General features: G+C 65.5%; 11 protein-coding genes. All 11 read right to left on the bottom strand.

Annotation, left to right across the window (positions count from 1 at the left end):
• Positions 1-65: 65 nt before the first annotated feature.
• A complete protein-coding gene (locus IP83_RS11970) occupies positions 66-974 on the bottom strand; it encodes a prephenate/arogenate dehydrogenase family protein (protein WP_054122455.1) in 909 nt (302 codons plus the stop codon).
• Positions 971-2,107, bottom strand: coding sequence for a histidinol-phosphate transaminase (hisC, locus tag IP83_RS11975; protein ID WP_054122456.1), 1,137 nt, complete (start codon positions 2,105-2,107; stop codon positions 971-973). Before hisC ends, IP83_RS11970 begins: the two co-directional genes overlap by 4 nt.
• A gap of 57 nt (positions 2,108-2,164) precedes the next feature.
• Positions 2,165-4,366 carry a bifunctional diguanylate cyclase/phosphodiesterase gene (locus IP83_RS11980; RefSeq protein WP_231625024.1) on the bottom strand — a complete coding sequence of 734 codons (2,202 nt, stop codon included), beginning with the start codon at positions 4,364-4,366 and terminating at the stop codon, positions 2,165-2,167.
• 248 nt (positions 4,367-4,614) lie between these two features.
• Positions 4,615-6,093, bottom strand: coding sequence for an ammonium transporter (locus tag IP83_RS11985; RefSeq protein ID WP_197274351.1), 1,479 nt, complete (start codon positions 6,091-6,093; stop codon positions 4,615-4,617).
• Positions 6,094-6,140: 47 nt separating this feature from the next.
• Entirely contained in the window at positions 6,141-6,479 is a 339-nt protein-coding gene (locus IP83_RS11990; protein WP_054122458.1) for a P-II family nitrogen regulator, read from the bottom strand.
• A gap of 192 nt (positions 6,480-6,671) precedes the next feature.
• Positions 6,672-7,229 carry a pyridoxamine 5'-phosphate oxidase family protein gene (locus tag IP83_RS11995; protein WP_054122459.1) on the bottom strand — a complete coding sequence of 186 codons (558 nt, stop codon included), beginning with the start codon at positions 7,227-7,229 and terminating at the stop codon, positions 6,672-6,674.
• The gene (locus tag IP83_RS12000; protein WP_054122460.1) at positions 7,229-8,098 is read right to left on the bottom strand and encodes an alpha/beta fold hydrolase; all 870 of its coding nucleotides are present in this window, start codon (positions 8,096-8,098) and stop codon (positions 7,229-7,231) included. The genes IP83_RS11995 and IP83_RS12000 overlap by 1 nt, the downstream gene beginning before the upstream one ends.
• Before the next feature lie 53 nt (positions 8,099-8,151).
• A complete protein-coding gene (locus tag IP83_RS12005) occupies positions 8,152-9,000 on the bottom strand; it encodes an NAD(P)-dependent oxidoreductase (RefSeq protein WP_054122461.1) in 849 nt (282 codons plus the stop codon).
• 4 nt (positions 9,001-9,004) lie between these two features.
• Positions 9,005-10,534, bottom strand: a complete 1,530-nt coding sequence (locus IP83_RS12010) for a peptide chain release factor 3 (protein ID WP_054122462.1) — start codon at positions 10,532-10,534, stop codon at positions 9,005-9,007.
• Positions 10,535-10,574: 40 nt separating this feature from the next.
• Entirely contained in the window at positions 10,575-10,967 is a 393-nt protein-coding gene (locus tag IP83_RS12015; protein ID WP_054122463.1) for a hypothetical protein, read from the bottom strand.
• Between the two features lie 10 nt (positions 10,968-10,977).
• Entirely contained in the window at positions 10,978-11,859 is an 882-nt protein-coding gene (locus IP83_RS12020; RefSeq protein WP_054122464.1) for an aldose 1-epimerase family protein, read from the bottom strand.
• Positions 11,860-11,865: the final 6 nt, after the last annotated feature.

Below are 11,865 nucleotides of genomic sequence, written 5' to 3' on the forward strand. Positions count from 1 at the left end.
CAATCAAATAGTTAAACCGCATTTCCAAAAGCGACACAGTGTCGCTTTTGTCGCTTTTGACACTCTTAATCGTCGTGGCTGCGACCGAAGTCGGGCCGTGCATCGTCCTGGCCCATCTCGATGATCGAGCGGCGGATCGCACGGGTCCGCGTGAAGGTGTCGAACAGCATCGCGCCGTCGCCCTTGCGGATGGCCTTCTGCAGTTCGGTCAGATCCTCGCTGAAGCGCTGCAGCATTTCGAGCACGGCATCGCGGTTGCTGAGGAACACGTCGCGCCACATCGTCGGATCGGAGGCGGCGATGCGGGTGAAGTCGCGGAAACCGCCCGCGGAATACTTGATCACCTCGCTCTGCGTCACTTCCTCGAGGTCCGAAGCCGTGCCGACAATGGTGTAGGCGATCAGGTGCGGCAGGTGACTGGTGACGGCGAGAACGCGGTCGTGATGCTCGGCATCCATCACCTCGACCCGCGCGCCGAGCGCTTCCCAGAACGCCATGACCCGCGCCACGTGGGCCTCGTCGGCGCCCGCTGGCGGCGTCACGATGCACCAGCGGTTGCGGAACAGCGCGGCAAAGCCCGCATCCGGCCCGCTCTGTTCGGTGCCTGCCACCGGGTGCGCGGGGATCACGGTCACGCCCGGCAGCGCTTCGGCCAGCGCCTTGGCAACGCTTGCCTTGCTCGAACCGACGTCGGTCACGATCACACCCGGCGCGAGGCACGGCCGGATCGCGGCGCCCGCGGCCGCCATCGCGCCGACCGGCACGCACAGCACCACAAGGTCAGCCCCGGTCACCGCTTCGGCGACCGTTTCGGGCACGAAATTGGCAAGGCCGATTTCCCGCGCCCGCTCGCGCACCGCCGGATCGGCATCGAAGCCGGTGGTCATGGCGTCCGGCAAGTGCGCATGGACCGCCCTTGCGACCGAGCCGCCAAGGAGGCCCAATCCGATAATGGCGACGCGATCAAAGCTCATCGCGCGGTTTCAGCCATCTGGCGCAGCGCGGCGGCGACGCGGTCCATCTCTGCCGCCGTGCCGATCGTGATGCGCAGGCACTGCGGCAGGCCCTGACCCGGCAACCAGCGCGTGATGAAGCCGTGGTCCATCAGGCCCTTGTAAGCCGCCTCAGCCGTCAGTTTACCGGAAAACTCGATCAGCACGAAGTTCGCCTCGCTCGGCAGCGGACGCAGGCCGTGGTTGCCCAGCGCCGCCAGCGCGGCCACGAAGCGCCCCCGCTCGGTCCGGTTGTGCTCGCGCGAGGCATCGACAAACTCCTGATCGCCGAGCGCCGCCAGCGCCGCCGCCTGCGCCGTCACGGTGAGGTTGAACGGCCCGCGGATGCGGTTCAGCATGTCGATCAGATGCGGCGCACCGGTCGCCCAGCCGACGCGTTCGCCCGCCAGCCCGTAAATCTTGGAAAACGTGCGCGTAATCAGCACGTTCTCGGTCGTCGCGGCAAGCGCGAAGGCACCATCGTCGTCCTCGGCGGCAACATATTCGGCATAGGCCTGATCGACCACCAGCAGCACGTCCGCCGGCAGTCCGGCATGCAGGCGCGCCAGTTCGGCGCGCGGGAGATAGCTGCCGGTCGGATTGTTCGGATTGGCGAGGAACACCACCCGCGTCCGCTCCGTCACGCAGCCGAGCAGGACATCGACGTCCGCCGCATAGTCCCGGTCCGCCGCCACCACCGGCTCCGCGCCGCAGCGCCGCGCGGCGATCTCGTAGACCGAGAAGCCGTAGCGCTGGTAGAGCACTTCGTCTCCCGGCCCGGCGAAAGCCTGTGCGGCAAGGTTGAGCAGCTCGTCCGAGCCGGTGCCCATCACGATCCGCGCGGGATCGATGCCGTGCAGCGCCCCGAGCGCATCGCGCACGGCGTGGCTTTCGGGATCGGGATAGCGCGCCGGATCGCCCGCGCCCTCCCCGCTGCCGAGCCGCGCCGCACGGGCCAGCGGACTGGTGCCCAAGGGGTTCTCGTTGGCCGAAAGCTTGATCAGCACCTTCCCGTCGCTGCCGGTCGACTTGCCCGGCACGTAGGGATGGATCGCGGCAATCCACGGCTTGGGCACGGGACGAGCGGCGATCACGGGGGTGGATGGTTCGGACATGACCGGCGCGCCTTAGCGGTCTTGCCGCGCCAAGGGAACCGTCTGCTAGGGCCTTCGCTAGGGATCGACCCGAAGGACCGCGCCCTTCCAGTCGCTGGCCATGGCGAAGGCGGGCATCGAGGCCTTGCCGTCCTCGCCGCCGCCGCCGATCAGATGCGGGCCGATCGGCTGGACGCCATCTCCCTTCGGGCTCTGCGGCAAGCCCGCCGCCGCCAGCTGGTAGGGCGAGGCGCGGTGGCGGGTGCACAGGCCGCCATTGCCATCGGGCACCAGCGCCTGCTCGAACTCCAGCCCCTGCTGCCGCTTGCGCGAACGGCGCACGCGGGCGACGGCAAGCTGGCCTTCGCCGAGATCGATCACGAACTCGGTGCCCACCGGCACATCGACCAGCCCTTCGATCAGCGCACCCGAGACCGACAGGTTGCGCAGCACGACGGGGTAGTAGTGGTTGTCATGGATCGCGCCGATGCGGCGGAACATCGCCTGCCGGTCATGCCGCTGGAACGCTGGACCCGACGGTTCGATCGTCCAGTTGCCCTCGTTGAGCTTGTTGACGAACGCCTCGTTCGGGATCGGCTGGCTGTAGATGAAGCCCTGCACCAGCGTCACGTTGAGGCTCTTCATCAGATCGAACTGGTCGAAGCTCTCGACGCCCTCGGCGGTCGTATCCATCTCCAGCGCCTGCGCCAATGCGACAATCGCCGCGATGATCGCGCGGTTGCGCGAGCCGGCCTCGGTCGCACCGCGCACGAAGGACTGGTCGATCTTGATCTTGTCGAACGGTGCGGTCTTCAGATAGCCGAGCGACGAATAGCCCGTCCCGAAGTCGTCGAGCGCGAGGCGGACACCAAGACCCTTGAGCGCCTTGAACCGCTCGTTGGTGGCGCCACCTTCCTGCAGGAACACGCTTTCGGTGATTTCCAGCTCCAGCCGCTCGGGCTCCAGTCCCGAATTGGCGAGCGCGCTGGCGACGAGCGAGGGGAAGCCTTCATCACCGAACTGCACCGGCGAGACGTTGACCGCCACGCGCAGCCCGCCGGGCCAGGCCGCGACTTCCTCGCAGGCCTTGCGCAGGACCCATTCGCCGATGCCCTTGATGAGGTTCGATTCCTCGGCAATCGGGATGAACCGCGCCGGGCTGACCTGGCCATGCTCGGGATGGTTCCAGCGCACCAGCGCCTCGACCCCGACGACATGGTTGTCCGCCGCGCGCACCACCGGCTGGTAGTGGATCTCGAGCTCGTCGCGCTGGAGCGCGTCGTGAAGATCTTCCTCGAGCAGGCGGCGATCTGCTGCGGCCTTGAGCAAGTCCGCGCTGAAGAAACGGAACCGCCCGCGCCCGCCGCCCTTGGCGGCATAGAGCGCAAGGTCCGCGTTGCGCACGAGGCTGTCGCTGTCGTCGCCATCGAAGGGCGATACCGCGACGCCGACCGATGCGCCAATGAGGCAGCGGCTGCCGTCGATGGTATAGGGCTGCGAGATGCTGGTGATGATGCTTGTCGCCATGTCGCCGAGCACGCCGCGATCCTTGGTCCCGGGCAGGATCACCTGGAATTCGTCACCGCCGAGGCGGCTGACCTTTTCCTTGTCACCCACCACGCGAACGAGGCGCGCGGCAACCTGCTTGAGCAGGGCATCACCCGCCGCGTGGCCCAGCGTATCGTTGACCTGCTTGAAGCGGTCGAGGTCGATCAGCATGATCGCGCAGGGGCTGCGCTGCTGCGAGCATTGCGTCAGTGTGCGCTCGAGCAGCTGCGACATGCGGCGCCGGTTGAGCAGGCCTGTCAACGCATCGTGCATCGCCATATGCGAGCTTTCCTCGGCCGAGCGCCGCTCGCCGGTGATGTCCTCGCAGTGACCGCGGAAGCCGGCAAACTCGCCGCGCTGGATGATCGGCTCGCCCGAGATCGACCACCACAGTGTTTCACCATCGGCGCGTTCGCTGCGGACGGTAAGCTTCTCGAAACGGCCCTTGCGCGCGAAGGCGAACGGGAGTGTGCGCTCGCCCTCGCTTTCGTTGCCGGCGCGCAGGAACAGTTCAAGGAAGCTCTGGCCCGTTGCCGAGCCGCTCTCGACCAGCAGTGCGTGCGCGCCCGGGGAGAGATAGGTGACGCGGCCTTCGACGTCGGTCGACCAGAAGAAGCCGAGGCCAAGATCCTCGTAGGTATGGCAGAGGGCAGCCGCTTCGCCTTCGGACGTGCGGACGGGCGAGGCATCGCCTGCCCCCAATCCGAATACTCCGCGTGCCTTGCGCAGCACCACTCCGGTGTCCCCTAGCCAGCTAGTTACTTCACATTAGGTATGTAATGCAGGGGCGTTGTAGGAAGGTTAACGCCGCGAGACTGGCCAAACGGCTGCAGCAATCCCTTGCCGATAAACAAAAAAGGGCCGGAAGCGCGTGATGCACTTCCGGCCTTAGTCTGTTCGCAGGAGGAACATGGTCTGGCGGGGCCACGGTGGGCTCGAGGGAGAGGATCTTGCCCCCTGGCCCCGCCAAGCTTGGTTAATCAGTAGTTGTAGGCACGCTCACCGTGGTCGGCGATGTCGAGGCCTTCGCGTTCGCCTTCCTCGCTGATCCGCATGCCGAGCGTCTTGTCGAGCACGAACCAGATGATGGCGGTGCCGAGGCCGGACCAAACGAGCGTGAGGAGCACGGCCTCGATCTGGATCTGCAGCTGCGCCACGGTGTTGTAGGTTTCGGCAGTGAAGGCCGGGACCGACGGGAACACGGTGTAGTCGATCACGCCCTGGCCGCCGAGAGCCGGTGCCGCGACGATGGCGGTGGCAATGGCGCCGGTGATGCCGCCGATGCAGTGGACGCCGAAGACGTCGAGCGTGTCGTCGTACTTGAACTTGTTCTTCACCGTGCTGACGAAGAAGAAGCACAGCGGCGAGACGACGAGGCCAAGGACGATCGAGGTCATCGGCGCGCCGTAACCCGAAGCCGGAGTGATCGCGACGAGACCGGCAACCGCACCCGAAGCAGCACCCAGCATCGAGGGCTTCTTGTGGACGATCTGCTCGATCACGGCCCAGCTCACCGCAGCGGCGCAAGTGGCCAGCATGGTGTTGACGAAGGCCACTGCGGCGACGCCGTTCGATTCAAGGTTCGAACCCGCGTTGAAGCCGAACCAGCCCACCCACAGCAGGGAGGCGCCGATCATGGTCATGGTCAGCGAGTGCGGCGGCGTGGCTTCCTTGCCGTAGCCCAGGCGCTTGCCGAGCATGAGGCAGCCAACCAGACCAGCGATGCCCGCGTTGATGTGAACGACCGTGCCGCCGGCGAAGTCGAGCGCACCCTTGCCCCAGAGATAGCCCGCGTCCTGCGAGACGATCGAACCGGCAGCGTCCTTGACAACGGACGGGTAGAGGAGGTCCGGACCAGCCCAGTACCAGACCATGTGCGCGATCGGGTAATAGACGAACGTCGACCAGAGCACCACGAACAGCATGAGCGGGGTGAACTTGATGCGCTCCGCGAACGAGCCGATGAACAGCGCCGGGGTAATCATGGCGAAGGTCATCTGGAACACGAAGTAGCTGAGTTCGGGGATGTAGACGTTGTTCGAGAACGTCGCGGCGTAGGTCCCGCTGGTCACACCCGCCATGAACATCTTGCCGAAGCCACCGATGAACGGCGAACCGCCGGTGAAGGCGAGCGAGTAGCCGTATGTTGCCCAGAGCAGGCCCGCGATCGAGACGATCATGAAGACCTGCATGAGCACCGAAAGCATGTTCTTGGTACGGACAAGGCCGCCGTAGAACAGCGCAAGGCCCGGGATGCTCATCATCAGGACGAGCACGGACGAAACGAGCATCCAGGTGGTATCGCCCTTGTTGACGAGGGCCGCCTGGGCCGCAATCTGCTTGTCGCCGGTCAGCTTGACGACATCAACCAATGCAGGCGCCGCCTGCGCAAAGGCGGTGGAAGCGGCACCGAGCATCACGCCCGCGCCAACGACCCCGCCGATCATCTTACGGATCATCGAAGTTCCCCTCATGTCGGAAGTGCCAGCACTTTCAATTTCGGCCGTCACAGCGCGGTATCCCCCGTCTCGCCGGTCCGGATGCGGGTGGCAGAGGCAAGATCGAGCACGAAGATCTTGCCGTCGCCGATTGCCTCGGTGCTGGCCGTCTGCTGGATCGTTTCGATGATCCGCGGTGCCAGATCGTCGCTCGCGGCGATCTCGATCTTCACCTTGGGCAGCATGTTGGTGGTGTATTCGGCGCCGCGGTAGATCTCGGTCTGGCCTTTCTGTCGGCCAAAACCTTTCACTTCCGACACCGTCATCCCTGCAACGCCCAGCCCGGAGAGCGCCTCGCGCACTTCGTCGAGCTTGAACGGCTTGATGATGGCGATGATGAATTTCATTCATGCCCCCTTTGCGGCCTTCTCGCCGGGCGACCCGCCGGCGGAGCAAGTATCGCAAACACCGTGCCAAACTCATGGGGCACTGGAATCAGGGGAAATCTTTTCGCACCTGCGGGAAACTACGGAGGTGGCACGCTCGAATCTTGGGCAGATTCCGTTAACTGCCCAAAAAATAGGCAGCAGCTATGCGACTCAATTGCCTCGGAAAAAGCGATCCGTAGGCGTCGTGGGGAGGCCGTCGATGCTGCGGTTCCGGCCGGAGGTCTTGGTCATCCACGCGGTTTCGTCGGACTGGGCATGGTACTTCACCAGCGTCTTGCGCTCGGCCTCGAGGCTCATCACGGGCACGCCCCAGCCGCAGCTGGTCTGGACGGTGTTCACCGTGATGTCGAAGATCTGGCGCGTGCCGGGCAGGATCGTGAAGTTCGCGGCAAGCTCTTCCCACTCCGGGTGCTGCGGCAGGACCGGGCGGCCGGTGCCGTAGAGCCGAAGGATCAGCGGGGGCTGGCCGAAGTTGCACATCATGATCGTGATGCGGCCATCGGCGACCAGATGGGCATGGGTCTCGTTGCCCGAACCGGCGAGATCGAGATAGGCGACCCGGTTGGGGCCGAGCACGCGGAAGCTGTCATAGCCCTTGGGCGAGAGGTTGATCCGCGCATCCGCTGCGGCCGTCGCCACGAAGAACACGCTTTGCGCGCCCATCATCGCTTCGTGCTGGGGCAGGATGCGGTCGCTGAACTCGGCCATCAGAGGAAATCGCGCAAGGTGGCGATGAACTTGTCGAACTGGTCGTGGTGGAGCCAGTGGCCGGCGTTCTCGAACTCGATCACCTTGGCATCGCGGAAATGCTTGATGCGCCCGTCGCGCTCGGGGTTGCCGGCCCACGAATCCGCGCCGTTGAGCAGCAAGGTCGGCGCGGTGATCGCCTCCCAGAGCTGGTGCTTGCGCTCGGTCGAGATGTCGTAGGGATGATCGATGTGAACGTAGGGATCGAACTTCCAGGTGAAAGTCCCATCCTCGTTGCGGTTGATCCCGTGGATCGTCAGGTGCCGGGCCTGCGCATCGGTCAGGTAGGTGTTCTCCGCCTTCATGCGCGCATAGGCGTCTTCCAGCGTGGCATAGCGGCGCGGCAGGCGGCCGGCGGCCTTGCGCTTTTCGGCGATATAGTCGCGCACGCGGCGGGCGAAAGGCACGTCCTTCATGCGCAGTTCCCAGTCCGGCGTCGGGAAGATGCCCTCGATCGCGACGAGCTTGGCGACGTCTTCCGGGAACAGCCCGGCATAGCGCAGCGAGACGTTGGCACCCCACGAGTGCGAGACAATGGTGACGGGCGCGAGGCCGAGCTGGTGGACCAGCTGCGCGACATCGTAGACCATGTCCATCGTGCGGTAGTTGCCGTCCGACGCCCACTCGCTGTCACCATGGCCGCGGTGATCGAGCGCGATAACGTGCCAGTCGTCGCGCAGGGCCTCAGCGGTCCAATCCCAGCTGCGGCAATGGTCGCGCCCGCCATGGATGAGCAGGAGCGGCGGCTTGTCCGCATTGCCCCAATCTACGTAGTGGAGGCGCAGGCGCTGCGAGATGAAGGTGTTCGAGGTGGGGCCGAGCAGTGTCATAAGATGTCTGTGCCGCAGGTGCGAACAGGCCGCAAGTGCGGTTTTGGAGACGGTCAGACCCGCTGACGCCATGAAACGCGGGGCACGTAGCCGATCAGCTCGCCCGCGCGCACTGAGGATAGCAGCGAGGCTTCGCCGGAAAGGCTCTCCGCGAGCGGCACGCCGGGGAAGTACTCGACCATCAGATCGCGCGAGGGGCGGCCCATCAGGTTGTCGGCGGCGGCGATGATCATGGCTTCGTGGCCGGTGGTGCTGGCCTCCAGCGCGCAGCGGCAAGCCTGGGCGGCGTCCTCGGCGTCGATATAGCTCCAGAGGTTCCACTTGCGGCTGGCAGGATCGATCTGGATCTGCGGCAGCGCGGCATAGTCTTCGGCCACATAGACGTTGGAGAAGCGCAGCGAGACGATCGCGAGGCCCGCATGCCAGCGCGCGAATTCGTCGGCCATCGTCTCCCCTACCCGCTTGCCCAGCGCATAGGACCAGTTGGGGAGCAGCGGATGCGTCTCGTCAATGGGAGCGAACAGGGGCGGTTCGGCGAAGGGCAGGCCGAGGATCGTCTCGCTGGAGGCCCAGACGACGCGGCCAATGCCTAGGCGGGCGGCGGCGGAAAACACGTTGTAGGTGCCCATGACGTTGATGCGGAAAGCCGCCTCGTCGGTTGTCGCGCCGGGCTTGGGGATACCGGCGAGGTGGAGCACGGCATCGAAGCGGCGCGCGGCGGTATCGACGCCCGAAAGCGCGCCCATGACGGCGCCGAAATCAGCGCAATCAAGGCGGACGGTGTCGTCGCCGTAGACGGAGCTGACGATATCGAAGCCGGTCACGCGGTGTCCGGCGGCCCGCAGCGCCGCGACCGCAACCTTGCCAAGCTTGCCGCTGCTGCCCGTGACCGCGATGCGCATGGCCTTACCGCTCCTTGGTGGCGCTGAAAGTCAGCTCGGGATTGCGTTCCTGCTGATAGCCGACATCCCACGCTGAGCGCGCCATGAAAACGGGATCGCCATCGCGGTCCTTGGCGAGGTTGGACAGGTTGAAATCGGCGAAGGAACGCAGTGCCGCATCGCTGCCCTTGAGCCAGCGCGCGGTATCGAAGGGCGATGGTTCCAGAACGGCCTCGACCTTGTATTCGGCCTCGAGCCGCGAGATCAGCACATCGAGCTGGAGCTGGCCGACCACGCCGACGATCGATTGCGCGCCGATTTCCGGGTAGAACACCTGGATCACGCCTTCCTCGGAGAGGTCGTCGAGCGCCTTGCGCAGCTGCTTGGTCTTGGTCGGGTCCTTGAGCTGGACGCGGCGCAGGATTTCCGGCGCGAAGTTCGGCAGGCCGGTGAAGCGGACGGTGTTCTTCTCTGACAGCGTATCGCCGACGCGCAGTGTACCGTGGTTGGGAATGCCGATGATGTCGCCCGCCTCGGCGGTATCGGCAATCTCGCGGTCCTGCGCGAAGAACAGGATCGGCGAGTGCACCGCGATCGGCTTGCCGAGACCCGAGGGTGTAAGCTTCATGCCGCGCTTGAAGGTACCCGAGACCATGCGCATGAACGCGATGCGGTCGCGGTGCATCGGGTCCATGTTGGCCTGGACCTTGAACACAAAGCCGGTGACTTCGGGGTGATCGATCTCGATGGTCCCGCTTTCGCTCGGCTGCGGGCGCGGCGGCGGGGCGTAGCGCGCGATCGCGTCGATCATTTCGGCGACGCCGAAGTTCTTGAGCGCGGAGCCGAAGTAGACCGGGGTAAGGTCGCCGTTGCGATAAGCCGTCAGATCAAACTCGGGGTAGCCCGCCTGCGCCAGCTCGATTTCCTCGGCCACGTCTGCAGGGATTGCGCCGTCCACCAGCGGGTCGCGCTTGCCGAGGTATTCGCGGCTGTCGCCTTCGGGACGGGCGATGGAGTTCGTCGCGAAATCGAGCACGCCTTCGAAGATGCCGCCCATGCCGATGGGCCACGACATCGGGCAGACATCGAGCGCGAGCGCATCGGCGACTTCATCGAGCGTTTCGAACACGGCGCGGCCTTCGCGGTCGACCTTGTTGACGAAGGTGATGATGGGAACAGAGCGCAGGCGGCAGACCTCGAACAGCTTGCGTGTCTGCGGCTCGATACCCTTGGCGGCGTCGATCACCATGATCGCGGAGTCGACAGCGGTAAGCGTGCGGTAGGTGTCTTCGGAGAAGTCCTCGTGGCCTGGCGTGTCGAGCAGGTTGAAGACGACGCCGTCCTTCTGAAAGGTCATCACCGACGAGGTGACCGAGATGCCGCGCTGCTGCTCGATCTTCATCCAGTCCGAACGGGCGCGGCGAGCAGCGCCGCGTGCCTTGACCTCGCCAGCCAAGTGGATCGCGCCGCCTTGAAGGAGCAGCTTCTCGGTCAGCGTGGTCTTGCCCGCGTCAGGATGCGAGATGATGGCGAAGGTGCGGCGGTTCGAACTCATGGCCAGCGCGCCTAGCCGAGCGGCGCGGCGGAGTCACGCCTCAGCCGCGCAGGGCGAGGACCAGCAGGATCGGCCAGACGACGACGATGGCAGCGAAGGTACCCGCGACACCCCAGGGCACGGGCGCGCCGGCTCGGAAAGCGGGCCAGACGAACAGGGCGAGCCAGAGCGTCTTGTAAAAGATCTGCACCAGCAACAACGGGGCGGAGAAGGCAGGGGCGATGAGCCCACAGATCGAGGCGGCGAGGATCGCGGACCACAGACTGAGGACAAGCAGGCGAAGGCCTGCGCTCTCGGCAACGGCCCCCTGAAACACCGTGGCTGCGGCCGTCGGTGCGATCATGCCCCAGCAGACCGGAACAAGGATGAAGATGTTCGCCGCATAGGCGATGCGCAGGATATCGGGATTTGCGAACGTGGCGGCGCTTTGCATGGGCCGAAATCTATGCCGGGCGGACAGACACATCCATGCGGAAGCTGCGGCTTGCCCCTTGGGGCAGGATTACCACACCCGGCTTGTCGCGAAACGCGCCTGCATAGCCGACCAGGTCGGCATGGCCCTGCCACGGCTCGATGCAGACATAGCGCGCGCCGGGGACCTGCCAGATGCCGAGCATCGGGCTGTCCGGAAATGCGATGTCGAGCCACGCGCCGCCATCGGCGCCGTAGGACAGGCTGCGGCTGGCGAGGTCGGTCCAGATCAGCGCGTCGGCGCGAAAGAGCTCTGCATCGAGCGGCATTTCCCGGCCCTTGACCGGAGTCGGCGCACCGCCCGGAAGCAACAGGCCCGTCGACTTTTCGATCTGGCGGATCGGTTGCGGCTCGTCCTGTTCGAACACGATCCGATGCGCAGCCTTGTCGGCACCGCCCGGCAGCGGCCAGGCGAAGGCCGGGTGATAGCCGAAGCTGAAGGGCAGCGGGACGTCACCGGGATTGTGCACCGTCGCTGTCATCCTGAGCGTCATGCCCTCGACAGCGAAGGCCATGTCGAGCTGGAACGCGAAGGGGTAGACCTCGCGTGTCCGCGCATCGTCGACCAGCCGCAGCACGACACGGTCTGCCGCGTGTTCGACCACGGTGAAGGGATTGCGCCGGGCAAAGCCATGCTTGGGCAAGGTATAGGCCGTGCCATCGACTCGCAGCGTGTCGTCCACCAGTGCGCCGACAATGGGAAACAGCAACGGGGCATGCGCCGTCCAGAAGGCTGGGTCGGCATCGGTCATGTATTCGCCGCCGTCGGCGTCCACCAGCGACCAGAGTTCCGCACCGAACGGATGAATCTGCGCGGTGAGGTGGTCGTTGGCGATGGCAATCAGGTCGGTCATAGGCAC

Source organism: Novosphingobium sp. AAP93 (assembly GCF_001296055.1).
Classification (GTDB): Bacteria; Pseudomonadota; Alphaproteobacteria; order Sphingomonadales; family Sphingomonadaceae; genus Novosphingobium.